Source organism: Synechococcus sp. PCC 6717 (assembly GCF_022698185.1).
Classification (GTDB): Bacteria; Cyanobacteriota; Cyanobacteriia; order Thermosynechococcales; family Thermosynechococcaceae; genus Thermosynechococcus; species Thermosynechococcus lividus.
Genome location: NZ_JAKLTV010000025.1, coordinates 12,763 through 37,883 on the forward strand (window position 1 = coordinate 12,763; position 25,121 = coordinate 37,883).

A 25,121-nucleotide genomic window follows, 5' to 3' on the forward strand; every position below is an offset into this window, starting at 1 on the left:
GCCCATTTTGGGTTCAAACTAGCAGTTATTACAATTAGTAAAAGGCGGGTGCGACGGCACTGCCTCTATGTCGTCCCGGCGCGTAGTTGACCGGGGTATCTCGGAGGTTTAGATGACCCTTGGATATTTCCCGTTTGCGATCGCAGTGGCAGCAAATTAGCAGCGATGAAACCTGTGAAGCGGTTATTGACCACAATTTTATTCATCCATTACTAACGCTCCTTGGTTTCGGACCGGGCGATCGCATCACCTGCTTTGATACCGGCACAGGGATTGCCGATATTGCAGCTCGCTTCCCCAGCAAAGATCGCCCAGCCTTTGGCCAAGAACGGCGACACCCTGATCTCATTGTGGAAATTAAGGCTCCTGCCCGCCGCTCTCGCAATACCCCGAGCCAAACGGTAACCCTGAGCCTAGAGGAGGGGTCGGCACACCAAACCCGTGCCCTCAGCCAACTACGGCACCTTTTAGCAGGGGAGCACTGCCGCCAAACGACATGGGGGCTGGTCACCAATGCCCGGCATTTGCAATTGTTTCAACGTCATGGCCACCTTGTGTATCCCGCCACTCCCAATTTTGAACTGAGGGGCGATCGCATCGACGGCATTGTCGCAGACCTCCGTGCCTGTCTCCAGCATCCCCAGCGAGCAACCACTGTGTGTATCTATAACCATAAGGGGGGAGTGGGCAAAACAACGACCACCATTAATTTAGGCGCAACCCTAGCGGTGGCGGATGAAGCCGTGTTACTGGTGGATTGTGACCCTCAAGGGGATCTCAGCCGCTCCTTGGAACTCAGTCCAACAGCGACCACACTGGCCAGTTGTATTCAAGACCCCAGCCTACCCATCACTGCCGCGGTGCGTTCCTTTGATCTGCGCCTGCGCAGCGGTAGCCGTATTAAATCTGCCCATATTTTTGATGTGATTCCGGCGGCTCCCCAACTCCAGAGTGTTCTCATTCAGGCGATGCAAGCGGGCMCCCCGCCTATTACCCGCCTGCGAGAGGTGTTGCAGCCCCTGCGCGATCGCTACGACTATATTTTGCTGGACTGCCCTAGTTCTTGGTTGTTTCTCAGCAAGAGTGCCCTCTATGCCAGTGATGTGGTGTTGATCCCCACGCGACACACCGATTTATCCTCCCTAAACAATGCCGCCCACGTTATTCACAGCTTTATCTTTGGCGAAATTCAAACATTCCGCTACGACGGTGGCCCCTTGCCCCTACCGATTTTTTTTAATGGTGCTCCCACCACAGATAAGGCCATGGAGGTTGCCACCGCTGAAATCGCCCAAATTTTACAAAAATTTGCCCATCTCACGCCGTACTTTTGGCCGAACTATCACCTCAATGACACGGCTGTTTTGGCCATCCCCGAATATGCAATTATTTCCCGAGCGGCCTTTGCACGGGTGCCAGCGGTCTTTAAGGATAAGCGGGTGCTGGGCTTTTATCAAAACCTTGTGCAGGCCTATTTTCAACCCCTTCCATAGCGCTGCAAACACTGAAGCGGTGCTTGGGCAAAATAGCGGCGACGAAACTGTTGCTCGGCGATCGCCGCCAAAAATGCCTCTAGGGCTGGGGCAGTGTCTGGGGAAGGGTGGGGGTGCTGTGGCCAACGACAGACTAACACCTCTCCCTGCTCGTGCACCTCAACCCCTAAGGTGTTGAACACCGCGAGGGCGCTCCTGAAACAGGCCTCGTCTAACTCCAACTCGGCTAAGAGGTGGCTGCGCTCTAGGGGGCCTTGCTGCTGACTTGCGACTTTGAAGCGTGTCACGAGAGTCTGCCACAGGGAGAGGGGGTCTAGCTCTGCTGGCGCAGTGTAGGCCAAAATCAAGGGCTGTTGCTGTGCCTGTGCGCAATCAACCCAGTGTTTCCATGCCGCCGCAGAGGTGGGGCACGTTTCTACCCGCAGGCCAGTCTGCGGTGCTGCCTCAGGGCGATCGCGAAAGTCATAGATTAACTCAACGGGTGCAGGAGTAATGGTATTGGCTGCACTGGGTCGGAGCGCCACAAGGTTAGCTGTTATCCTGCCGTTCCATTCTTCAAGCTCTAGGACAACATCACAGGTCGTTGCTGGACAATCGCTGACCCGATGGCGCCACCATACTGCTGGAAAGCGGACTGCTGTCTGTGGCTCGACTAAATCGAACCGTGTATAGACGAGAGACTGATGTTTAGCCCGATACTCTTTGGGGTTCTGGATCGCTACCCCACGGACGAACAAACGGGGTTGAGGATTGCCTAAGCCAAACGGCTCTAGTAGCTGCAGCTCCTTGAACAGAGGCATCCCCAATGCCGACAGGGGAACCTCTAGGTCAATGGTGAGGGGCTGAGCGATCGCCGTGGCTGTGCCTTGCTGGTGGAGGAGGTAATCATTCAGCGCCGCTGTGAGGGCAGGAATATCAGCCGTTTTCAGGCTAAACCCCACCGCGTAGGGGTGGCCGCCAAAATGGACAAACAGGTGTTGCTGAGTCCGCAGTGCCTCGTAGAGATCCACGGTGCCCCCTGACCGAGCTGAACCAGTGGCCATGCCAGTCTGGGGATCCGTACGCAGCAAAATGGCCGGACGACCATAGGTGGTCACTAACTCATTGGCCACAATGCCAAGAATGCCAGCAGACCAATTTTCATCGGTTAAGACAATCACCCGCGCTGTTGACAGATCCAGTTGAGCTACCTTCTTATGTGCCTCGGTGGCGATCGCCCCTTGGAGCTGCCGCCGACTATTATTGGCCTGTTCAACGGCATTGGCAATATTCTGGGCGTGCTGCGGATCGAGGGTCGTCAGGAGTTCAATCAGCGGCTTCACATTCCCGGCCACCCGACTGACAGCATTAATGCGCGGACCAATGCCAAAACTAATATCCGTAACCCGATTTCCCTGCCGCCGACACGTTGCCAATAGTGCGTTGAGGCCAGGCCGTGGTGTCTTGGCAAGCACCTCTAGCCCTCGCTGCGCCAAATACCGCGCCTCGGCACGCAACTCCACCAAATCGGTAATCAGACCAATCGCCACTAAATCCAGTAAGGACTCCAGAGGCACTACTGAGTGTTGCGGCCATGTCTCATAGACCGCCTCAACAAACTTGTAGGCCACTGCCACCCCCGATAACGGGCGCAGGGGATGCTCTGGGGGCAACTGCCGCGGGTTAATTAAGGCAACCGCACCCAGAGGTTCCAGCGCAAGGGTATGGTGATCGGTGACAATAACCTCAATCCCTAGGGTGCGAGCAAAGGCAATTTCTGCGTGGTTGGTGCAACCAGTGTCGCAGGTAATGACTAGGGAAACCCCCTGCTGCTTGAGCTGTTGCAATCCTTTTGCCGAAAGACCATGGGACTCCTGCAGGCGATTAGGGATGTAGTAGCCCGCTAGTTGTTGACCAAAAAAATGATAGAGMCCCYCCCAAAGAACCGCCGTTGCGGTCACGCCGTCGGCATCAAAATCCCCCCAGATGGCAATTTTCTCCTGCTGCTGGCGTGCCTGCTGTAACCGCGCCATAGCTACAGACATCTCTGGAAACTCAAAAGGGGAGGTCGGGCAATACGCTTGCCAATCTAAAAAGGCAGCGACCTCCTCCCGTCGGATGCCCCGCTGCCACAACAGTTGGGCGGTAGATGCGCCGGCTTGGGGGTAGAGCGCTCGAACCTGAGCCACAAAGTCCGCCGGAGCCACTTCCGTGGTGAGTTGCTGCCACATCGGAATCACCCTAACCAGCGGTGGTAGCGTTGACGAGGGGAGTACACTGCCGCAGGGCGCGGACGAGGTCTTCCAGACTGATGGGTTTACTGACATAATCGTCCATCCCAGCCTCTAAACAGAGTTGGCGATCGCTCTCCATAGCATTGGCGGTCATGGCAATAATCCGTGGTCGCGGCTGAGCTAGGGTTTCGTAGAGCCGGATCACCTCCCGCGTGGCGGTCAACCCATCCATTTCCGGCATTTGCATATCCATTAAAATGACATCATAGGGCTGTCGCTTCACCGCATCCAACACCTCTAGGCCGTTGGCCGCAATGTCGCCACGGTAGCCGATTTTTTCGAGGATACGCAATGCCACCATCTGGTTGACCTTATTGTCTTCAGCAACCAAGATACGCAAGGGGGGTAAATCTGCCTTGAGGGCTTGAGTTGAAAACTGTTTGGGTGTTGCTATGGAGAGAATGGGAGAGTCACTAAACAAGTCGTTGAGGACATTGTAAAGGGTGGACTGTTTCACTGGTTTACTAATCAGCCTTGTAAATAGTTGAGTCTCTTCAAGACTGAGGGAACATCCTAGCGACGTCAGCAGAATAATTGGTAATTGCTGATGGACTTGGCGAATCTGTCGTGCCAGCGTTACGCCATCCATCTCCGGCATTTGTAAATCTAAAATTGCCACATCCATGGCAGCATTCGTTTGCAGTAAGGATAGGGCAGCGGCACCGCTTTCCGCCACAAGGGGCTGCATTTGCCAGTTACGGGTTTGCAAGGCTAAAATCTGTCGATTAGTGGCATTATCATCCACAATTAGCACACGACGGTTTTGCAGGAGAGAGCCATCCACCGGGGTAATTTTGGCCCCATTTGGGTTGAGCAGAAGCTGCACCGTAAAGTAAAACACTGAACCCGTTTCTGGTATGGGAATGGACTCATAGTGAGGCGGTGGATTCCCACCTATGGCTAAGGCTGACCCTTGACTTTTACTTTCCAACCAAATACGCCCTTGCATGCGCTCCACCAGCCGCTGACAGATCACCAGCCCCAACCCTGTGCCACCATAGTGGCGGGTAATCGAGGCATCCACTTGGCTAAAGGGCTTAAACAGTCGCTGTACCCCTTGGGGTGTAATGCCCACCCCCGTATCTTGAATAGCAAATAAAAACTCGTAGCGATCGCCCAGCTTGCCTTGCCCGAAAGGCTTGACAGACAAAATAAGGTTGCCATGCTCGGTAAACTTCACACCATTGCTGAGTAAATTAACCAGAATTTGCCGCAGTCGCCCCATGTCGCCAATGACATGAACCGGAACCTCTGGGTCAATGTGGGCAATGAGTTCCACTTTCCGCTCTAAGGCACGGTTGGCCATTAAGTCCAGCACATCCTCAACACAGGTGCGCAGGTTAAAGGGATAGGCTTCTAGCTCCAGTGTGCCGGATTCAATTTTGGAAAAATCGAGAATATCATTAATGATGGTGAGTAGCGCATCACCACTCAGGCGAATGGTATTTAAGAATTCCTGTTGCTGAGGGGTAAGGGGGGTATCCAGCAGCAACCCAGTTAGGCCAATGATGGCATTCATAGGCGTGCGAATTTCATGGCTCATAGTGGCCAAAAACTCGCTCTTGGCACGGCTTGCGTCTTCAGCAGCATGGCGGGCGGCCTCTAGCAGTTGCTGCTGCTGCATCATTTGCGAAATATCTTGCCAAGTGCCAACAAAACCGGTGAACACCCCCTCTTCAAAGGTGGGAATGGCTTGAGCATTCACCCAAGAGACTTGACTATCCCTATCGAGCAGCCGAAACTGCTTTTTGAAGGGTCGTTGTTGGGCGATCGCATACTGCCAAGCGGCGATAACAGATAGCCGATCTTCCCGATGAAGAAACTGTTGCCAATCGATCGCCGCAGTCTCATTTGGCTCAACAGCCAGCATCTTCAGGAATGTTTTGTTAGCATAGGTCAGTTTGCCCTCAGCATCGGCGGTGAAAATACCTACAGGTGCCATGTCACTGACCGTACGAAACCGAACCTCACTAGCTGCAAGTCGCTGATTGAGCAAGAATTGGCGATGACGATTACTGGTAATCATAAAAATGCCGATCCCTGCTGACAGCCACAGAACAATAAATAGGAATAGGAACTGTAGATGAATTGGTGTTAGTTGCTGAGCCAGAATGTGAGGGGAAACGCGGGAAATCACCCATAGACGATAGTCGCGCTCGGCGATCGCACCGTTATTTGTCAGGTTGACCGAGTAATGGTTGACTTTCAGAGGTAAAACCTGGTGAAAGGCAAAGAGGCCATCATCACTGATGAACCGGCCAAGCGTCTGAGTACGCATCCGCTGCCATAATTCTGGAAACATAGCCCCCACGGTGGAACCCTGCCGCTCTGGGTAGCGGAAGCCCCATTCATCGCTCGTGCGCTCTGCCAGTAACCAATACCCTTGATCGTTTACTAATAGGCAACTGCCGTACACCCCCTGACAAGTGTTCATGAGGATATGCAGTAAATGGTTGGCATCATATCGCAGCACCAAAAACCCAACACGTTGTTGATCGCGGGTATAGACCGGTGCAGCCAGATACAGAATGGGCGTGGGGGCAATGTGGGGTTGATTTTTGTCAATATCAATGTCAAACGGGGAAATAAAGGCCTCATCCCGTTCTAATTGACGAATGACTGGCCAGTAGATTTTCTGTAACTCCGGTGAGAGAGTGCCATTGCTTAAGCGGCGATTAAAGTCATGAGTCAGGGCAATATTCAGGCTAAGATGTCCCGTTAGATCGAATAGGTACAGGCGATCGTAGATTCGCTTTTGCCGCAAAAAATTGTACAGGTTATCTTCAATGGCTTGTAGGGAGCGGGCGTGATCTAAGGCATCTATTGCCGAGGGGCTTCCGTGACCCTGCTTGAGGGCTAAAAAATACTTTACGTCATGGGTTGCCGCTAAAATTTGTACTTCAGTGATCAGTAAATTTATATAATTCGTTAAAGTAAAGGCACCCCGCTCAACCTTGGCCTCTTCTCGAAGTTGAAGATCTTCAATGGCATCCCTGCGCTGCGCTAGATAAATCGGCCCAAGAATGGCTACCAGAGCGATCGTTGCAGGCAACAAAAACTTGAGAAATTGGGACAGTGGACGCTGAGCCATGGGGAACGATACACACCTCTAGGGAGAACCGTAGGAGCGACGATCAAGCGCATCGGGTGAGACGGTAGGAGAACACCGGGGAGAGTTCCCAGATGAGAGAGTTGATACGTTAACTCCCTAACGTAGGCCGTAAGACCCCGTAAATTTAGTGTATCGTGAGGGATGGAGTTCATGTATTGTGCAAAGGTCAAACAACCATCATGATTGAGCCGTTACTGTGTGGGATTGTTTTGGGGTTAATTCCGGTCACCTTAGCAGGCTTATTTTTTGCTGCCTACCAGCAGTATAAGCGCGGTAATCAGCTGGGACTCTAGGGGCTGACTGGCTCTCAAGCGTCGTTCAAGACTTAATCAACCATCCTATCCTGTGCATGGCGGTGCAGGGGAGCACAGCAATACCTCGCTCCCCTATCGCCTTTTTTCGTTAGTGCGAATTTGCTGCCTTGGCAGACACCTATCTTGACCGTGAATGCCCTCTCTAAACCATCCTCAGCAGTACGGGCTAGACATGAACGCAACGGTCTTGAAAATCCCATTCTTGGCTGTGGAGTCATTGCTATGTCATTACCTATTGTTGCTGTTGTTGGTCGCCCCAATGTCGGCAAATCTACATTCGTCAATCGCTTGGCGGGGGAGCGAGATGCCATTGTTCATGATGCGCCGGGGGTGACGCGCGATCGCACCTATCGCCCTGTTTTTTGGCAAGATCGGGAATTTCTGGTGGTGGATACGGGGGGCTTGGTATTTGACGATGACAGTGAGTTTCTGCCTCTAATTCGTCAGCAAGCGGAACTGGCACTACAGGAAGCCACCGCAGCAATTTTTGTGGTGGATGGACAGACCGGACCCACCGCCTTAGACCATGATATTGCTAGATGGTTGCGGCAACTATCGCTGCCGATCTTGGTGGCGGTCAATAAGTGTGAATCGCGCCAGATGGGACAGGTGCAGGCGGCAGAGTTTTGGTCGCTAGGGCTGGGGGAACCCTATCCGGTCTCGAGTATCCACGGCAGCGGTACCGGCGATCTCCTCGATCAGTTAATTACCTATCTGCCCGTAGAAACGGCTCCCCAAACCCCCACGGAGATTCAAGTGGCTATTGCCGGTCGCCCGAATGTCGGTAAGTCGAGTCTCCTCAATGCTCTCATTGGTAGCGATCGCGCCATTGTGAGTCCTATTTCCGGCACCACTCGCGACACCATTGATACGGTGATTGAACGCAACGGTGTGTACTACCGCTTCATTGATACAGCGGGAATTCGCAAGCGGAGCAGTGTGGCATATGGGCCGGAAATGTTTAGTGTGCACCGCGCCTTTAAGGCCATTCATCGCTCGGATGTGGTGCTGCTGGTGTTGGATGCCCTAGAGGAGATTACCGAGCAGGATCAACGCTTGGCAGGGCACATTGCGGATCAGGGGCGGGCCTGTGTTCTAATTATGAACAAGTGGGATGCAGTGGCTGAGAAGGATACCTACACCATCAATACCTATCGCGATCGCCTCTACCGACGGCTCAACTTTTTGGACTGGGCGGAGGCACTCTTTATTAGCGCCAAGACAGGGCAGCGCCTCGATAAAATTTTTACAGCGGTGGATGCAGCGGTTGAGCAACACCGCCGCCGCGTCAGTACGGCAGTGGTGAATGAGGTGATTCAAGATGCCCTGCGCTGGCACAGCCCCCCCGCCACCCGCCAAGGTCGTCAAGGCAAAATTTATTATGCAACCCAGGTGGCCACCCAACCCCCAGCGATCGCCATTTTTGTCAACGATGCCAAACTGTTTAAGGAGAACTACCGCCGCTATATTGAAAGCCAAGTACGCAAGCAACTCGGCTTTCAAGGCACACCGATTCGGCTGCTGTGGCGCAGTAAAAAGCCACGGCAGGTCGAAACCTAAAGGAATCCTAGCGCCCCATTGCGGGTATGATAGTGGCCTAGTCGCATTGTGTCTAGCCTCCCTTGACTGTTTCGTCTTTCCAAGCTGCCTGCCAGCGGGGTGATTTTTTAATTACAGCAGAGGTGTGTCCTCCCAAGGGCACCAACCCAGCAGCAATGCTGCGCCAAGCGGCACACCTGCGAGGGCGAGTCCACGCCGTGAATGTGACCGATGGCAGCCGAGCGGTACTGCGGATGAGTTCGTGGGCTGCAGCCTATTTATTGCAACAGCATGGCTTAGAACCCATTTGCCAACTGGCCTGTCGCGATCGCAACCGCATTGCCCTACAGGCAGATTTAATGGGCATTGCCACCCTCGGTATTCGCAATCTGCTGGCATTGACAGGGGATCCCGTAAAAGCTGGGGATCATCCCCACGCCCGCCCTGTGTTTGATCTGGAGTCGGTGCGGTTACTCCACCTCATCCAGCAACTGAATCAGGGGATGGATAGCGAGCACCGTCCGCTGCCCGACGGTGCCAGCCAGTTTTTTACAGGTGCGGCGTTGGATCCCCAGTCCCCAAGCTGGTCAGGGTTGCAGCAACGCTTTGAAAAGAAGCTAAAGGCGGGGGCGCAGTTTTTCCAAACCCAGTTAATTACGGATTTCGATCGCCTCGAAAAGTTTATGACCCAAGTGGCTGCCGGCTGTGAACGACCGATTTTAGCGGGGATTTTTCTGCTGAAGTCTGCCAAGAATGCAGCGTTTATTAACCGGGCGGTGCCGGGTGCCTCTATCCCTCAGCATCTTATCGATCGCCTCGCAGCGGCAACTGACCCCCTTGATGAAGGCATCACCATTGCGGCAGAGCACATCCAACAGGCGCGATCGCTGTGCCAAGGCATTCACCTGATGGCCGTGCGCCGCGAGGATCTGATTCCTAAAATTTTGGATCGTGCTGGTATTCCTCCCCTCAGCGGAGCTTCGCCAAACTAGCGGGTGACTTGCACTCCCCGCCAAAACGCCACATACCCCTTAATATTGGCCGCCGCTGGCTTGGGATCGGGGTAGTACCACGCCGCATCCCGATTGGTCTTGCCGTTTACTACAACATGGTAGTAGCTGGCGGTTCCTTTCCAGCCGCACACCGTATGGGTATCACTGGGCTGGAAATACTCCTGATGCAAAGCGTCCGGCGGAAAATAGATGTTGCCTTCCACCACTTCGTAGCGATCGCTCTGGGCAAGAATGACGTTATTCCACGTGGCTGTGGCCATGGTTATCCCTCGATGAACTCTCAAATACCTAGACTCTAGTGGCTATGGTGACCGCAGCCACCCTGCACTCAGGGCAACCGTCAAGGCCATAAACAGTACCGTTAAGGTCCAAGTGGCACGATTAAGGGTTGTCTCAGCGCTTTTGGTACTGGTAAATAACTGCGCCTGACCGCCAATCCCCCCCAAGCCATCCCCCTTAGGACTATGGAGTAGCACTAGTACAATTAAGCCAAGCGCCGAAAATGCCCAAATTCCCGTGGCGATCGTTTCAATCATGGTTTACCTCACTACTTGGGCGATCGCCCCCACAACAGAAGGCCAAGCCCACATTGCCTGACGAACTCATCACTTACAGTGTAGTGGGTGCAGGCACCCTTAAGGAAGCTCACGTCTCCGATGGCAACCAATCATCAAATAACGGTTGGGGCGTTGCTGAATAGACGTATGATTTTCGGGTTTGAGTCTTTTGCCGCCCTCACCCTAGCCCTCTCGCAAAGGAGAGGGCACAAGACTCTTAGCTCCCTTCTCCTTGGGGAGAAGGGTTGGGGATGAGGGCACGCCATCGCCGTCGTAAGCCCACAGAATCTTTAGTTGTTCTAAAGAGTTACATTCTCCTGAAAAATAACTTTTACGATGGGGGCTAGATGCATCTCCACGTAGGGAGGGTCTCATGGCCGAATCCCCAACCGACACCCACGAACAAACTCTTGATCGCGATTGTCGTACCCTATCTCGTCACGTCTTGCAGCAACTGCAAAGTTTTGATGCTGCTGCCCAAGACCTCAGCGCCCTCATGAATCGGATTGCCCTAGCAGGGAAGCTCATTGCCCGCCGCCTTAGCCGTGCTGGCTTAATGGAGGGAGTACTCGGATTTACAGGGGCAGTGAATGTTCAGGGCGAAGATGTCAAGAAAATGGATCTCTACGCCAACGAAGTATTTATTTCCGTCTTCAAGCAAAGTGGCTTAGTCTGCCGCCTTGCCTCAGAAGAAATGGCAACGCCCTACTACATTCCTGAAAACTGTCCCATCGGTCGCTATACCCTCCTGTACGATCCCTTAGATGGCTCCTCCAACGTGGATATCAACCTCAACGTTGGCTCCATCTTTGCGATTCGCCAGCAAGAGGGGAATGATCTGGATGGCAATGCCGCAGATTTACTCCAAAACGGCCACAAGCAAATTGCAGCGGGCTACATTCTCTATGGCCCAAGTACCATGCTGGTCTATTCCATTGGCAAGGGCACCCATGTGTTTGTCTTAGATCCCAGCCTAGGGGAATTTATCCTCGCCATTGAAAACCTACAAATGCCTGCCAGCGGTTCCATCTATAGCGTTAACGAAGGCAACTTCTGGGCATGGGATGAATCCATTCGCAATTATGTCCGCCATGTCCATCGCCAGCCGGGGTACAGTGCCCGCTATAGCGGTGCCTTAGTGGGAGACATCCACCGCATTCTTATGCAGGGAGGGGTTTTTCTTTATCCCGGCACCCAGAAAAATCCCGAGGGTAAACTGCGGCTGCTCTACGAATCTGCCCCCATTGCCTTTTTAGTGGAGCAAGCGGGAGGCAAAGCCAGCAATGGCACTCAGCCCCTTTTGGATATTGTGCCCAACCATCTGCACATGCGCACCCCCCTCATTATCGGCAGTCAGCAGAATGTAGAACTCGTGGAATCCTTTATTCAGCAAGCCGATGCCAACACAACTGTCCTACAGGTTTAACTCATGGTCACGCTGTTTGAAAATCCGCTGCGGGTAGGCTTACGTCAAGAACGCACCCCAGAGCCACTTATTTTGGTGATTTTTGGCGCGACTGGCGACCTCACCCAACGCAAACTGATTCCCTCGATTTATCAACTCAAGTTAGAACACCGCCTGCCTGCCGAGATCACTGTTGTTGGCGTTGCCCGTCGGGACTGGAGTGACGACTATTTCCGGGAGCACCTGCGCAAGGGAGTGGAGGAATTTGGCGGCGGCATCCAAGCGGAACCCCTCTGGCAGGAGTTTGCCCAAGGGCTTTACTACTGTGCCGGGAATATGGACGATCCGAACACCTATAGCAAACTTAAGGGCTTGCTTGCGGATCTCGACGAAAAGCGGCAGACCCGCGGAAACTATGTTTTTTACCTTGCAGTGTCTCCTAACTTTTTTGTGGAAGGCATTCAGCAACTTGGGGCGGCAGGGCTGTTAGCCAACCCCCAAAAGCGGCGACTAGTCATTGAAAAGCCCTTTGGTCGCGATCTCACCTCTGCCCAGTCCCTCAACCAAGTGGTGCAGTCCGTTTGTAAAGAAGAGCAGGTCTATCGTATTGACCACTACCTAGGGAAAGAAACCGTCCAAAACCTGATGGTGTTTCGCTTTGCCAATGCGATTTTTGAGCCACTTTGGAATCGGCAGTACGTCGATCATGTCCAGATTACCGTGGCTGAAACCGTTGGTGTAGAAGACCGGGCGGGCTACTACGAAACCTCTGGTGCCCTGCGGGATATGGTGCAAAACCACATGCTCCAACTACTCGCACTGACGGCGATGGAACCCCCCAATGCCCTTGATGCCGACAGCCTTCGCAACGAAAAGGTGAAGGTGCTACAGGCCACTCGGCTGGCAAATCTCGATAACCTTGATGCCTGTGCGGTGCGGGGGCAATACCGTGCTGGGTGGATGAAGGGTAAACCCGTGGTGGGCTACCGCGAAGAGCCGGGGGTCAGTGCCACCTCCACCACCCCGACCTACGTCGCCTTGAAGCTGCTCATTGATAACTGGCGCTGGCAGGGGGTGCCCTTTTATTTGCGCACCGGCAAACGCCTTGCAAAAAAGGTAACGGAAATTTCGATTCAATTTCGCCAAGTCCCCCTCTTGATTTTTCAGTCAGCGGCGCGCCAGACGAACCCGAATATCCTGACCATGCGCATCCAGCCCAACGAGGGCATTGCCCTACGCTTTGAGGCCAAAATGCCCGGTGCTGACTTGCGATCGCGCACGGTGGAAATGGACTTTAGCTATGGGGCGTCCTTTGGTATGGCCACTGCTGATGCCTACGCCCGCCTGTTACTAGACTGTATGCTTGGGGATCAAACCCTCTTTACCCGCGCAGATGAAGTGGAAGCGGCATGGCAGGTGGTGATGCCCGTCCTGAGCGCTTGGGAGGCGCCTAGCGATCCAGCGTTAATTCCCACCTACGAAGCGGGGACATGGGATCCAGATGCCGCCGAAGCGATGATTAACGCTGACGGTCGTCGCTGGCGACGCCTGTAGGATAGATGGCGGCCAAATTACGCATCATAGAAATCATAGGCATGTAAAAGGCTCACCCCCTAGGCACTCCTTAATCAATCGAATCGACGTAATACAGGTACTTCAGTTATGTCCAGCGAATCTACGCCCCTTGTCGCCCTTCAAGATCCAGTTGATGTCTCCCTTGATGATATTGAACACAGCCTCAGCCAAATCTGGGTCAGCCATGGGGGAGATGGCAATGCCCCTGCAGCAGTGCGAGCTACAACGTTTACCCTCGTTGTTTACGAAGCGGACGATACGCAACAACTTCTTGCCGCTTTGGGCTACTACAGCGGTCCAATTGATGGTATTCTGGGGCCGCGGATGCAAGCAGCCCTGCGATCGGCGCAAAAAGATTACGGGTTGCCCATTACCGGCCGACCGTCCCCTGAGCTACGCCAGATCCTACAGCAAGAATACGCTGCCCAAGCGGCTAAAGGGATGACTCGTCCGGATCGCTATGCCATGGATGTGCGCGGTGGCAGTGTTGCCGACGCGATCGCCAGTCAAAATCCCTGTCGCGTCATTGCCCTGTGCCCAACCCTTGGCGACGATACGGGTATTACCGCCCAAGTGGCCGCCTACTGTCCCATTAACAAAAAAGTCCGCAGTTCCCTGATCTGCTGCGAGTACATTACCCTTAAGGGAACCCATGCCGCCTTTGCGCGGGTTGAGCCACTCTTGCAGTCCTTGGTCATTCGCGACTTACCCCGCTTCCTCTGGTGGAAAGGGGATTTGCAACATAACCTTGATCTGTTTCAAACCCTTGCCCCCAAATTTAGCCGGATTATTGTTGACTCTAGTGAGTTTCTGGTGCCCACTAGCACATTTCGTACCCTTGCTGACCTATTGCAGCAAGGATTGCCAATTACCGATCTAAACTGGCGGCGACTGGGGGCATGGCAAGAATTAGCGGCTGAAGCCTTTGACCCACCGGAACGACGGCTAGCGGTCAAGGAGATTGATCAGGTCGTGATTGACTACGAAAAAGGCAATCCTGCCCAAGCATTAATGTATCTGGGGTGGCTGGCGTCCCGCTTACAGTGGCAACCCCGTCGCGTCACCCTCGAAAGTGGCGACTATGACCTCTACCACATTGAACTGGTGGGTTCAGATGAGCGGCTGATTAAAGCAGAGTTAGCAGGCATTCCCACCGGCGACAGCGGTTTGGTTCTGGGGGACTTAATTGATCTCAAACTCACCTCTAGCAATCCAGAGGCAGATTGTTGTACGATTATTTGCTCGGAGACACGTGGCTGCATGCGCATGGAATCGGGTGGCAGTGCTCAGATGTGCCGTACCTACCATGTGACTCCCTTAACGGATCAGACTGCTGAGCTGCTCCTGAGCCAAGAACTGCAACGCTGGGGGCAGGATGTGCTATATACTGAGAGCTTTGCCGCGGTCTTACAACTGTTAGACTTGATCCCTTAGGAACCCTTGGATGAATGAAGACTTTCGCCTCGTCATTGACCTCGGTGTTGTGCTGGGGGCAGCGGCGGTGGGTGGGGTGCTGGCGGCCTTGCTACGACAGCCTATTCTCCTTGGCTACCTGCTCGCTGGAATGCTGGTGGGGCCAACGGGGCTTGGGCTGCTGCGGGAAGTCCCCCAAGTTGAAGCCTTGGCGCAGTTAGGGGTCGCATTCTTGCTCTTTGCCTTGGGGGTTAGCTTTTCCCTGGGTGAAATTAAAAAGGTACAGGGCATTAGCTTAGGCGGTGGCACGTTGCAAATTCTGCTGACGATCGCCGTTACAACGTTGATTTCGGTGGGGGTGGGTTGGGTGACCTCTGCCAGTCAGGGAATCTTTTTGGGGGCAGTGCTGTCGTTGTCCTCAACCGCAGTGGTACTGCGCAGCTTGATGGATCGCAACGAGTTAGAATCCCTGCAAGGCCAGATTATGCTGGGGATGTTAGTGGTGCAGGATCTGGCGGTAGGGCTAATGGTGGCCGTGTTACCTGCCTTGGATAAGCCCCTTGAGGAGTTGGGCTGGGCGGTGGGAGAAGCTGTGCTAACCATTGGCCTGATTGCCGTGGGAGCGGTGGTGGCGGGGATTTGGCTATTGCCTCCCCTGCTGCGCCTGCTGGCGAAAACCGAAAGTCGGGAATTGTTTTTGTTGGGGGTGGTGGCGCTGTGTCTGGGGATTGCGCTGCTTACGGAGTATTTGGGTCTATCGATTGAAATTGGCGCGTTTATTGCCGGTTTGATGATTTCTGAGGTGGAGTACGCTGACCAAACCCTTGACTACGTGGAATCGATTCGGGATATTTTTACAACCCTCTTTTTTGCCTCAATTGGGATGCTCATTGATCCTATCTTTCTCTGGCAGCATCTGGATCTGATCATTGAATTGGTGAGCTTGGTGATTGTCGGTAAGTTTTTAATTACAACCCCGATTGTGAAGCTCTTTGGCTATACGTGGAAAACCTCACTGCTGGCGGGGATTGGCTTGGCGCAAATTGGGGAGTTTTCTTTTGTGCTGCTGACGGCGGGGCGGGGGCTAGGGTTAGTGTCTCAGCAAGTTTACCTTCTGACGTTGGGCACAACGGCGGTGACCTTGGTCGTTACACCCTTTTTGCTGAAATTGGTGCCGCTGCTGTTAGACTTACCATGGTTGCGGCAAGTCCTCAAGGAGGACGAGATTTTGGGGATGGATTTAGGGGAGTTGCCCCAACGCAATCACGTGATTGTCTGTGGCTATGGTCGAGTGGGTAAAAGCTTGGTCACGCTGCTGCAAAACCAACAGTACCCGGTTCTGGTGATTGAGCAAAGTGAGAGTGTCATCAATGAGGTGAAAGCTGCGGAGTTGCCTTATATCTATGGGAATGCAGCCAGTGCCACGATTCTGGCAAAGGCTGGGGTGGAAGCAGCCCTAGGGATGGCGATCGCTCTGCCGGATAGTATGACTACCCGCCTGTGTTTGAAGCGTGCCCTTGAGTTTGCGCCGGAGCTGGATGTCATTGTCCGTGCCAATAGCGATCGCGATATTGAACTGCTCTACCAGTTGGGGGCACGGGAAGTTGTGCAGCCGGAGTTTGAAGCCAGTTTGGAACTAGCCGCCCACCTGTTCTTTACCTTTGGCATGGGTGAGCGTGCTATCCAGCAACAGGTGCAACAGGTGCGTGAAAGCCACTATGAAAACTTGCGGGGCGATACCTCGCCAGATAAAACAGCACGGTTATTGCGCCAAGCAGCACAGGACATGAACAGTCGCTGGTACCTGCTCCCTGATGATTCGCCGGTGAGGGGAATGAGCTTGGCGGAAATCCAACTGCGTCAGCTCACTGGCGTAACGCTGCTGGCCATTGTGCGTCAAGATGGCACAGAGGTAGATTATCCTAGTGGTGAAACCTGCCTAGAAGCGGGCGATCGCCTGTTGATCATCGGCCAGCCCTCAGAGCTAAAAGCCTTTGAATCGCTGATTAGCGGCACTGTGAGTGTGCCTCAGGGCGAAACATCGTTTCTGTGGTTGATGTTGCCCAGTCAAATCAATGAGCGGCATCTGACCATTGCCGATCTGCACTTACCAGACACTGTGACCATTCGTGCGTTACGCCGGGAGGGAACCCTCCTCTCTCAGCCTGCGCCGGACTGTAAGTTAATGGCTGGGGATCGTCTCCTGTTGGCGGGKGCAGGGACAGAGTTAACCCGTTTGGGGGATCAACTAACGGCGCGATCGGTGCCCCTGCCGCCGTAGGTACGCAACAACCACCGTAGTTGATAGACGTAGCGAGCTGTTATCGCGACTTACATGACAAATTGGTCATTGGCAGCACCACTGCCCAAAGTCTGCGCAGTAGCAATATTCCTGTCCTGGTGTTTCGATGAGCTTGATCAATCCCATTCACTTTTGCAATTGGCGCGGCGACCTGTTTGGAAGTTTGACCACTGCCATTGTGGCATTACTGTTGGCGTTGGTATTTGGCATGGCGATGGCCTGTACCGTGGTCTTGCTGGCCAGGCTTTTGCAAATCCTCTTTGGATGGTTGCGGTTAGGGCAATAGGTGACGCTGATGCCTTGCAGCTAGAAAAGCTGGCTCACCAGGCAGCGAAAACTAGGCAAAACCGGGCTGGTCAATTCATCCTGCGGATACAGCGTTGCCACCAGCTTCAGCACCGCATTCTCCCGGCGATACACTTCAACACTTTGGGACTGAGCATTCACAATCCAGTATTCCAGCACCCCCCGCACCGAATACAGCTTCAACTTCGCTTCCCTGTCGCGTTGTTCATTTGTCTTCCCCGGTGACAGCACCTCAACCACCAGTTCGGGAGCCGCTGTGAGATGTCCTGCCTCATCTAGTAATTGCTCCAGTCGCTCATGGCTAGCCCACACCACATCAGGAATCACAGCATCTGATTCCGAAAACACAATACCAGGGTTGATCGCGGCTTGCCCTAGCCCACTCTGGTCAGACCAGAGCTTGAGCACCGTTCCAACATTGATACAAACGGCTTGGTGTTTCCAATCGGGCGCTCTGGTCACAAACAGTTCTCCCTCAATAATTTCATAGCGATTGGCGCGATCGCCGTCAAAGATCGCCAGATCAGCCGTTGTCCAACGGACTGGATTGGTGTTGGTGGACTGCATAAAACCCTCGCCATGCGTACATTGATCATAGGTCATCTGACTTCCAACCAGATGAAGCCTCGATTCTCAATCAGCGCCAGAACGATTCCCCAAAGTGCTACTCCTGTCGCCCACTCAGATAATCGCGAACGTTTTTCAGACAGCAACTCCCTTGGGGGTTATTGACCTCGCACCCACAGCGTCCGGCTTGGATGTGAGCGGTAATGGCAGCGATCGCTAAAGTTTGCCCGTGCTGTTCCAGATCTTGTTGAAGCCGCTGGCGCGTCCAGCCAAAACAGTAGCAAACCGGCACCTCCTTAGCGGGATCTTTTTGAAACATAGGTACTTTCAGATCGCTGGTGGTGAACGTGTCTCCCTCTGCTGAAAAGTAGACAATGGGACAATTGGCGCTGCTACAAAATTGATAGTCTGCCTGAGAATTGAGTCGTTCGAGCGCCTGGGGTACTAGGAGGCTTTTCAATGTCAGCACTTTGACAGGTTTTCCCTGGCTGCGATCGTGGGGACAATTCATCAACATGCCTCCTGATAACCCATCCAAGCCCCTAAACCGATTGCTCCCAGCATCAAAACCAGTAATGGTGTGAAGCAGCGCTTGCCAAAACCCTTTGGGTTTAGAAAAATGCCCCATACACCATTCCCGAAATGGTTGCCATGACCACCACCAACGACACAAACACCACCGTCTTCTTCGTCCCCATAATGCTGCGAATCACCAGCATATTGGGTAATGACAGCGCAGGGCCTGCTAGCAACAGGGCTAAGGCAGGGCCTTGACCCATGCCACTGCCAATTAAGCCTTGCAGAATCGGAACCTCGGTCAGCGTAGCAAAGTACATAAACGCGCCCGCAAACGCCGCCACAAAGTTTGATAGCAAGGAATTGCCGCCGACTGCCCGTGTTACCCACTCTGACGGGATTAAGCCTTCATGTCCCGGACGACCGAGCAACGCACCCGCCACGATCACCCCCAGCAACAACAGCGGCAGAATTTGTTTGGCAAAGTCCCAGGAGGAAGCAAACCATTCCCCCGCTTCATCCTTATTGGTGCTGGTCAGCCAGGATAGCCCGATGACGCCCGCCCCAAAGGCCACTATTGGCTGTTCCGGAACTCGGAAGGCCAAAACAGCCGTCACGGCAGCAATTAAAACCACTTTGCCCGTATTGAGGCCAAACCAGGTGATGAGAATGGCTGCCAGGGCGATCGCCAATCCGCCCGTAATCCACCACTTCGCGGCATAAATCGCGGCCCAAGTGCCTACCATTTCCGTGGGTTTTGCCCAGTTGGCAAAGACCAGAATCCCCACCATCACGGCAAAAAACAGGGCATTTTGCCACAGTGGACGGGCCACTTCCGGTTCGGGAAATCCTGCTTGAGCGTCGATTTTCTCCAGTTCTTCTTTGCGAAAAATGAACGCCATCAGCAACCCAATAATGACGCTGAAGGCGATCGCCCCCACTGCCCTTGCAATGCCCAACTGGAGACCCAGAATGCGGGCCGTCATGATAATCGCTAAAACGTTAATGGCCGGTCCCGAATAGAGAAAGGCTGTGGCGGGACCTAAACCAGCCCCCATGCGATAAATTCCGGCAAATAGCGGTAAAACCGTACAGGAACAGACAGCCAGAATGGTGCCGGACACCGAGGCCACACTGTAGGCCAGCACTTTATTCGCATTAGCCCCCAGGTATTTCATCACCGCATCCTGGGAAATGAAAACGGCGATCGCGCCGGCAATAAAGAAGGCGGGAATCAGACACAGTAGAACGTGTTCTTGCGCGTACCAACGCACCAGGTACAACGATTCAAAAACAGCATTTCTCAGCCGTTCTGAATTTTGAATCAGTTCCACAGGGAGGTAAAAACACAGGAGGAAACCTACCACAATCCACAATAGGGGTTTCCATTCCGATTTCCAAAAATGCATAAACAACCCTCCTATCCGAACCATCGGGGAGCCATGGAGTCAATGAAGATAAAATGTCGATCCGTTGTGGACTTGCAATCGTTACGCAGGCAAAAGCGCCTCAATATCCTTGGCTTCTAGCACTTTGCCCTGGCTCAGCACGTTGCCATCGACGACCAGAGCTGGCGTTTTCATCACCCCCCGTTTGACAATTTCCATCGTGTCGGTGATGTGGGCAATCTCAGCGTCTAGCTGGCGATGGGCGATCGCTTCCTTCGCATTCGCCTCTAACTGCTGACATTTTTTGCAACCGGTTCCTAAAATTTCAACCTTGAGTGTCATGGTTTAATTGCTCCTGATCCTGAAGTGGTGGGTTGGGTCACGACTCTGCCGGACTCACTAACGGGTGTTGTTGAAACACGACACACTGTTGCCCTGTTGAGGGGTGTGTCAAACTCTGCTGGCATTGATCTAGAAGGGGCTTGAGTTGCGCTTTCAGGGTTTGCAATTGGCTGATGGTCTCGTCGATGTGTTGCACTTTCTTGAGCAGGCGGTCATACACTTCCTGGCAAGAAAGCTGCCGCCCATCTTGTAACAGCAACAGTTCCCTGATCTCCTCTAGGCTCAGTCCCAAGGCTTTGGCATGGGAAATGAAAGCTAGCCGTTCCAGATCTGACTGCTCATAGAGCCGGTAGCCTGCCGCTGTTCGTTTTGGACTGGGCATCAGGCCAATCCGTTCGTAAAAGTAAAGGGTCTGAGGATTGAGCCCTAACTGACGAGAAACTTCACCTACCTGCAACATCGGCTCGGATACTCCGTTGCCATTCCATGCATCAATCCTACACCTTAGACTTAGGTATAAGGTCAATGGTTTTTTGGACAAAATTACCGAAGAACGCCGTAAAGCCCATAGCTTTAGCGATGGGGATATAAGGCCCAAATTATTTTCTTTTGTGCCGTACTGGTATTAGTGGCAAGGTATGCAACCACTCAAAAAACCGAGTATCGTAGTTTTTTGCTGTACCGTAGGGCATACGGGAACAAACCTCTGGGGTAACGTAGGAAACTGCTGTGCTTGAAGTGTTGTCGGTGAACCAGTCATTCTAAGCTGTGAGGCTAGAAGCATCCCCTGACTTTAGGCATGGGGAGCATGTCAAAGCTGGTGTAACTTAACTGGCAAGTACCTGTAGCGACTGCTGCGCCAGTAACTCCTCTACCTTGGCAGCGGGTAACGGGCGCGCAAAGAAATACCCTTGACCGTAGGTACAGCCCATCGTTTGCAGGGCGCGATACTGGCCTTGGGTTTCAATCCCCTCTGCCACCACCGTTAACTGGAGCGACTGCGCTAAGGCAATAATGGTATGTACGATACGAAGGGATTGCTCCTCTTGGTCGAGGGGGGAGATAAAGGCACGGTCAATTTTCAGGGTATCAATTGGGAAGCGGTGCAGATAACTCAACGACGAATAACCCGTACCAAAATCATCCATGTACAGGCCAATCCCCATGGCACGGATTTCTTTAAGCGCGGCGATCGCCATCTCCTTATTGTCAATTAAGACCCCCTCCGTTACTTCAAGCCGCAACCGCTGAGCCGGAAATCCCGTTTCACTGAGAATCGCTTCTAACTGGGGGAGTAGGTTCGTCTGCTGAAAATGCCGCCCCGTTAAGTTCACACTAATCGTTAACTCCCTACTCTGGGGAAACTGCACCGCCCATCGCTGCATTTGCTGACAGGCCTCGGCCATCACCCACCAACTGATGGGTAAAATCAACCCGGTTTCCTCTGCAACGGTCATAAACTCACCCGGGCTGACAATGCCCCGCTGTGGATGCTGCCAACGCAGGAGGGTTTCAAAACCAACGATGCACCGGCACGTTAAATCCACAATCGGCTGGTAATACACCAAAAATTCATTGCGTTCCGCAGCCCGGCGCAGCTCTGTCTCCGTTTGCATCAGGGCAATATTCTGCGCCCGCATCGCCATGCTGAATACTTCGTAGCGAGCCTTACCTAAGGACTTCGCACGGTACATTGCTGTATCGGCATCCCGCAGCAGGTCTTCAGCCGTTGAACTTTCGGCACTCGGAAAGGCAATGCCAATACTGGCGCTTGTAAACACTTCATGACCATCGAGTAAAAAGGGGCGATCGAGAGCTAATAAAATCCGCTCAGCAATTTCAATGGCCTGCTCCGGTGCCGTTAAATCTGTAACCAGAATGGCAAATTCATCTCCTCCCAAGCGGGCCACTGTATCTTCAGCGCGAGCACAGGCTAGCAAGCGTTGCGCAATTGCAATCAAAAGCTGGTCTCCGGCCAAATGCCCCAAACTGTCGTTGATCAGCTTAAAGCGATCTACATCCAAGAAGAGCACTGCAAAGAGCTTATAGGGACGACGGATGCGTTGGATCAGCGCCTGCCCCAACCGATCCATCATCAACACCCGATTGGGTAACCCCGTCATTGCATCGTGCAGGGCATCGTGGAGAATTTGCTCTTGGATGAGATGATATTCAGTCACATCGGTCATTGAACCAGCAATCCGGTAGGGCTGCCCCTGTTCATTACGCAGGGCTTTACCCCGCGATCGCATCCAGCGATAACTGCCATCTGCATGCTTGATGCGGAACTCACACTCAAAATGGGGGCGCGCCCCCAGCAAATGCTCCTGCATGTCCGTCTGCACCCGCTGCCGATCGTCGGGATGCACCCGCTGCCACCACTCTTCAATCGTAGGTTTGAGGGTGCCCGGGGGTTCGCCCACTAATTGCTCCCAGCGGCGCGAGTAATACATTGACGCATCAACAATGTGCCAGTCCCAAAGGCCGTCATTGGCACCCTCTGCGGCTAGGGCATAGCGCTCCTCACTGATGCGCAGCGCCATTTCCGATCGCTTACGTTCGGTAATGTCGGTGATATAACAGCGAATGAGATCACTTTCCCGCAGGCTGTGTACTGTTACTTCATAGGTGCGATCGCCCACGATAACCTCTTGCAGAAAAAAGCGTTGATCACAGCGTGAGTTCTCTTGGATCCACGCCAACAATGGATGGCCAAAGCCCGTATCCTCTAAATCCGGAAATGCACTAATGGCTGCCGGGTTCACATAGGTAATATGACCATGGGGGGAGAGTTCAATAATTGGATAGGGGCTTAACTCTGGAAACGACGACAGCCGCAAAAGCTGGACATCGCTCAACTGAGACATTTGGCGTTCCACCAGCGCAGTCTTAGCCGCATTGGGAACATAACCATCGGGAATACTGGCAAACGCAAGGGCATGGGTGTAGCGATTAAAGCCCGAATCCGAGAGATTGCTAAGGCAATGGTAACGTGCCCGCACCTCCCCGCCAAAAATAATTAAATCCCGATGCTGCAGAATGTGAGACTGACAAGGCATCCCATTGACGGTGATGCCATTGACACTCCGTTTACCCTGTAAATCCCCATCAATTAAACGGAAAAAATACTGGCCTGTACTCGGATCACACACTCGCAGTAAGACGGCGTGCTGGCGCGACACCATAGCCGACTTCAGGACAATTTTGTTACTGGGATGTCGGCCAATGGTATAGGTGCTGGCTTGTAAATTCACCGTCCGGCGACCCGATTGATCCTCAATGACAAGCAGGTGCCGAAACTTTTGCGTCTCAGATGTCACGCAAGTAGCCTCGAATAGTAGCAATCGGGAAGTGAACTCGCAAAATTATTTATGGCAGTAGGAGCGCAGGCTAGCTTCACTATACTGCTATTTTAAGTGGCGACATTTTATGATGTTCAAGAAAATATTGCCGCTTCTCAGTAGCGCTTTGGCCACCACGTCACCCTCTAGAATCGGTGGATGATCTTTCACATCGTGATGCTTGCTCCCTATGACCCCATTCATGTCTCGCACCTGCTACCAGTGCCGCCGTTGGCAGCGACAGGGGTGGGGGTTGGCCTGTCTTGTTGTACTTGTGCTGGGTCTAATGCTCCTATGGACACACTCAGCTAGCGCCATGACGGCTAAACATTACACTGAATTAACATTACCGCCCTTGCCAGCGGTTCAGCTACCCGCCACTGAGCGGTTTCGACTGGGCAATGGCATCGTGGTGTATCTCCTTGAGGATCATGAATGGCCACTCGTGCGGGGGAGTTTACTGTTTCAGGCTGGAAGTCGCTGGGATCCACCGACACAAGTGGGGTTAGCAGAGATCAGCGGCGACCTATTACGGACGGGTGGCACTACCCAACATCGAGCCGCGGAGATTGATCAGTGGCTAGAAGATCGGGCAGCCTCCATTGAAGCAGGGGTGGGCAAAAGTATGGGTCGCCTCAGTTTCAATGGTTTACGCGAGCACCATGAGAGCCTTTTGGCACTAGTGGCGGAAATGCTGCAAGCGCCAGCGGTGGAACCGGCGCGCTTCCAGTTAGCCATTCGTCGTCGCCAAGGTGTGATTGAGCGGCGCAATGATCAACCCAATGCCCAAGCGGAGCGGGAATTTTACAAGCTGATCTATGGCGCTGAGAGTCCCTATGCCCGCACTCAGGAGCTCAATACCTTAGCCGCTATTCAGCCTCAGGATGTGCAGCAGTTCTATCAAACGTACCTTGCCCCCAGTCGCTGCATTCTTGGGATTGCGGGTGATTTTGATGCTGCCCAGATGAAACAAACCGTAGAGCGTATTTTTGGCAAGTGGCAAGCCCCACCCCAGTTGCCGCCGCTGCCGCCGTTGCCAACGATTAGCGTCGATCGCACCCCCGCAACGGTTGTTATTGATCGGCCTCATTTATCTCAAAGTTATATTTACACCGGTCAGTTGGGGGGCACCCTTAGGGATCCTGATGTCTTTCACCTCTACGTTTTGAATGGGGTTCTCAATGGCTTTGGCGGACGGCTGTTTAACGAACTGCGATCGCGCCAAGGCTTGGCCTACAGCGTTTATGCAGCATGGAAACCAGAATTTGACTATGAAGGGGTTTTCTACGGTGTGGGTCAAACGCAGACTGCTGCGACAGCAACGTTTTTAGCGGCACTGCGACAGGAAATTGAACGCCTGCAGCACGAACCCATTGCCGCAGCAGAGCTAGCCTACGCCAAAGAGTCGATCCTGAACTCTTTTGTGTTTAATTTTCGCGATAGTGTGCAAATTCTTAATCGCTTAATCCGCTACGAGTACTATGGGTTCCCTAAGGATTTTATCTTTCGCTACCAGCAAGCGGTGAAAGCGGCTACTGCCGAGGATGTGCAACGGGTGGCGCAACAACACCTCGCGCCAGATACTTGGCGCACGCTTATTGTCGGTAATGGTCGTAAGTTGGAGGCTCAAGCCTTGCCCCACAGTGAGTTCAGACTATTTTAGGG

General features: G+C 53.3%; 21 protein-coding genes. 10 read left to right on the top strand and 11 right to left on the bottom strand.

The annotated features are described in order from the left end of the window. The first annotated feature begins 119 nt into the window (after positions 1-119). A complete protein-coding gene (locus tag L5470_RS10195) occupies positions 120-1,493 on the top strand; it encodes a ParA family protein (protein WP_499499824.1) in 1,374 nt (457 codons plus the stop codon). Here L5470_RS10195 and recJ read toward each other — a convergent pair. Both recJ and L5470_RS10205 read right to left on the bottom strand, forming a co-directional pair. Further along, positions 1,478-3,703: a single-stranded-DNA-specific exonuclease RecJ gene (gene recJ, locus L5470_RS10200; protein WP_499499826.1), complete on the bottom strand. Its 2,226-nt coding sequence runs from the start codon at positions 3,701-3,703 to the stop codon at positions 1,478-1,480. The genes L5470_RS10195 and recJ overlap by 16 nt on opposite strands. 10 nt (positions 3,704-3,713) lie before the next feature. Beyond that, entirely contained in the window at positions 3,714-6,857 is a 3,144-nt protein-coding gene (locus tag L5470_RS10205) for a PAS domain-containing hybrid sensor histidine kinase/response regulator family protein (protein WP_499499828.1), read from the bottom strand. A gap of 200 nt (positions 6,858-7,057) precedes the next feature. Here L5470_RS10205 and petG point away from each other — a divergent pair, with 200 nt between their 5' ends. The 3 genes from petG (at position 7,058) to L5470_RS10220 (ending at position 9,723) form a co-directional block, all read left to right on the top strand. Continuing rightward, positions 7,058-7,171, top strand: coding sequence for a cytochrome b6-f complex subunit V (petG, locus tag L5470_RS10210; RefSeq protein WP_099799905.1), 114 nt, complete (start codon positions 7,058-7,060; stop codon positions 7,169-7,171). Positions 7,172-7,414: 243 nt separating this feature from the next. Further along, positions 7,415-8,752 (top strand): ribosome biogenesis GTPase Der, encoded by a 1,338-nt coding sequence (der, locus tag L5470_RS10215; protein WP_499499830.1) that lies wholly within the window; start codon positions 7,415-7,417, stop codon positions 8,750-8,752. 62 nt (positions 8,753-8,814) lie between these two features. Continuing rightward, positions 8,815-9,723 carry a methylenetetrahydrofolate reductase gene (locus tag L5470_RS10220; RefSeq protein WP_499499832.1) on the top strand — a complete coding sequence of 303 codons (909 nt, stop codon included), beginning with the start codon at positions 8,815-8,817 and terminating at the stop codon, positions 9,721-9,723. Here the strand turns inward: L5470_RS10220 and L5470_RS10225 are convergent. Further along, positions 9,720-10,004: a DUF427 domain-containing protein gene (locus tag L5470_RS10225; protein ID WP_099799140.1), complete on the bottom strand. Its 285-nt coding sequence runs from the start codon at positions 10,002-10,004 to the stop codon at positions 9,720-9,722. The genes L5470_RS10220 and L5470_RS10225 overlap by 4 nt on opposite strands. 42 nt (positions 10,005-10,046) lie before the next feature. Next, on the bottom strand, positions 10,047-10,280 hold the full coding sequence (gene secG / locus L5470_RS10230) for a preprotein translocase subunit SecG (RefSeq protein WP_099799139.1): 234 nt from the start codon (positions 10,278-10,280) through the stop codon (positions 10,047-10,049). Between the two features lie 394 nt (positions 10,281-10,674). Here secG and fbp point away from each other — a divergent pair, with 394 nt between their 5' ends. The 5 genes from fbp (at position 10,675) to L5470_RS10255 (ending at position 17,282) form a co-directional block, all read left to right on the top strand. Continuing rightward, entirely contained in the window at positions 10,675-11,727 is a 1,053-nt protein-coding gene (gene fbp / locus L5470_RS10235; protein ID WP_099799138.1) for a class 1 fructose-bisphosphatase, read from the top strand. Between the two features lie 3 nt (positions 11,728-11,730). Further along, entirely contained in the window at positions 11,731-13,260 is a 1,530-nt protein-coding gene (zwf, locus tag L5470_RS10240) for a glucose-6-phosphate dehydrogenase (protein WP_099799137.1), read from the top strand. Positions 13,261-13,368: 108 nt separating this feature from the next. Next, positions 13,369-14,715 carry a glucose-6-phosphate dehydrogenase assembly protein OpcA gene (opcA, locus tag L5470_RS10245; RefSeq protein WP_448514680.1) on the top strand — a complete coding sequence of 449 codons (1,347 nt, stop codon included), beginning with the start codon at positions 13,369-13,371 and terminating at the stop codon, positions 14,713-14,715. A 10-nt stretch (positions 14,716-14,725) separates the two neighbouring features. Next, on the top strand, positions 14,726-16,975 hold the full coding sequence (locus tag L5470_RS10250) for a cation:proton antiporter domain-containing protein (RefSeq protein ID WP_099799136.1): 2,250 nt from the start codon (positions 14,726-14,728) through the stop codon (positions 16,973-16,975). Between the two features lie 127 nt (positions 16,976-17,102). Beyond that, positions 17,103-17,282, top strand: coding sequence for a hypothetical protein (locus L5470_RS10255; RefSeq protein ID WP_099799135.1), 180 nt, complete (start codon positions 17,103-17,105; stop codon positions 17,280-17,282). A 20-nt stretch (positions 17,283-17,302) separates the two neighbouring features. Here the strand turns inward: L5470_RS10255 and L5470_RS10260 are convergent, their stop codons facing one another. The 7 genes from L5470_RS10260 to L5470_RS10290 all read right to left on the bottom strand — a co-directional run bounded on the left by L5470_RS10260 (position 17,303) and on the right by L5470_RS10290 (position 23,435). Continuing rightward, entirely contained in the window at positions 17,303-17,905 is a 603-nt protein-coding gene (locus L5470_RS10260; RefSeq protein ID WP_227517334.1) for a Uma2 family endonuclease, read from the bottom strand. Between the two features lie 61 nt (positions 17,906-17,966). Further along, the gene (locus tag L5470_RS10265; RefSeq protein ID WP_099799903.1) at positions 17,967-18,386 is read right to left on the bottom strand and encodes a putative iron-sulfur cluster-binding metallochaperone; all 420 of its coding nucleotides are present in this window, start codon (positions 18,384-18,386) and stop codon (positions 17,967-17,969) included. After that, positions 18,380-18,490 carry a mercury resistance system transport protein MerF gene (locus L5470_RS10270; RefSeq protein ID WP_499499877.1) on the bottom strand — a complete coding sequence of 37 codons (111 nt, stop codon included), beginning with the start codon at positions 18,488-18,490 and terminating at the stop codon, positions 18,380-18,382. The genes L5470_RS10265 and L5470_RS10270 overlap by 7 nt, the downstream gene beginning before the upstream one ends. Beyond that, the gene (locus L5470_RS10275; RefSeq protein WP_499499839.1) at positions 18,481-19,719 is read right to left on the bottom strand and encodes a permease; all 1,239 of its coding nucleotides are present in this window, start codon (positions 19,717-19,719) and stop codon (positions 18,481-18,483) included. Before L5470_RS10275 ends, L5470_RS10270 begins: the two co-directional genes overlap by 10 nt. 156 nt (positions 19,720-19,875) lie before the next feature. Then, positions 19,876-20,115 (bottom strand): thioredoxin family protein, encoded by a 240-nt coding sequence (locus L5470_RS10280; RefSeq protein WP_099799133.1) that lies wholly within the window; start codon positions 20,113-20,115, stop codon positions 19,876-19,878. 37 nt (positions 20,116-20,152) lie between these two features. Then, positions 20,153-20,575, bottom strand: a complete 423-nt coding sequence (locus L5470_RS10285) for a heavy metal-responsive transcriptional regulator (RefSeq protein WP_099799132.1) — start codon at positions 20,573-20,575, stop codon at positions 20,153-20,155. Positions 20,576-20,942: 367 nt separating this feature from the next. Next, complete coding sequence (locus L5470_RS10290; RefSeq protein WP_499499842.1) at positions 20,943-23,435, bottom strand: EAL domain-containing protein; 2,493 nt, start codon at positions 23,433-23,435, stop codon at positions 20,943-20,945. Between the two features lie 211 nt (positions 23,436-23,646). On the opposite strand from L5470_RS10290, the gene L5470_RS10295 reads away from it, so the two are divergent. After that, positions 23,647-25,119, top strand: coding sequence for a M16 family metallopeptidase (locus L5470_RS10295; protein WP_499499843.1), 1,473 nt, complete (start codon positions 23,647-23,649; stop codon positions 25,117-25,119). Positions 25,120-25,121 lie beyond the last annotated feature (2 nt).

What these genes read in the sequence shown, in the direction of transcription:
- L5470_RS10205 (WP_499499828.1), bottom strand. Translation starts at nt 6,857, where the DNA reads ATGGCTCAGCGTCCACTGTCCCAATTTCTCAAGTTTTTGTTGCCTGCA.
- petG (WP_099799905.1), top strand. Translation starts at nt 7,058, where the DNA reads ATGATTGAGCCGTTACTGTGTGGGATTGTTTTGGGGTTAATTCCGGTC.
- der (WP_499499830.1), top strand. Translation starts at nt 7,415, where the DNA reads ATGTCATTACCTATTGTTGCTGTTGTTGGTCGCCCCAATGTCGGCAAA.
- L5470_RS10225 (WP_099799140.1), bottom strand. Translation starts at nt 10,004, where the DNA reads ATGGCCACAGCCACGTGGAATAACGTCATTCTTGCCCAGAGCGATCGC.
- secG (WP_099799139.1), bottom strand. Translation starts at nt 10,280, where the DNA reads ATGATTGAAACGATCGCCACGGGAATTTGGGCATTTTCGGCGCTTGGC.
- fbp (WP_099799138.1), top strand. Translation starts at nt 10,675, where the DNA reads ATGGCCGAATCCCCAACCGACACCCACGAACAAACTCTTGATCGCGAT.
- zwf (WP_099799137.1), top strand. Translation starts at nt 11,731, where the DNA reads ATGGTCACGCTGTTTGAAAATCCGCTGCGGGTAGGCTTACGTCAAGAA.
- opcA (WP_448514680.1), top strand. Translation starts at nt 13,369, where the DNA reads ATGTCCAGCGAATCTACGCCCCTTGTCGCCCTTCAAGATCCAGTTGAT.
- L5470_RS10255 (WP_099799135.1), top strand. Translation starts at nt 17,103, where the DNA reads ATGAGCTTGATCAATCCCATTCACTTTTGCAATTGGCGCGGCGACCTG.
- L5470_RS10260 (WP_227517334.1), bottom strand. Translation starts at nt 17,905, where the DNA reads ATGACCTATGATCAATGTACGCATGGCGAGGGTTTTATGCAGTCCACC.
- L5470_RS10265 (WP_099799903.1), bottom strand. Translation starts at nt 18,386, where the DNA reads ATGTTGATGAATTGTCCCCACGATCGCAGCCAGGGAAAACCTGTCAAA.
- L5470_RS10280 (WP_099799133.1), bottom strand. Translation starts at nt 20,115, where the DNA reads ATGACACTCAAGGTTGAAATTTTAGGAACCGGTTGCAAAAAATGTCAG.
- L5470_RS10285 (WP_099799132.1), bottom strand. Translation starts at nt 20,575, where the DNA reads ATGTTGCAGGTAGGTGAAGTTTCTCGTCAGTTAGGGCTCAATCCTCAG.
- L5470_RS10295 (WP_499499843.1), top strand. Translation starts at nt 23,647, where the DNA reads ATGACCCCATTCATGTCTCGCACCTGCTACCAGTGCCGCCGTTGGCAG.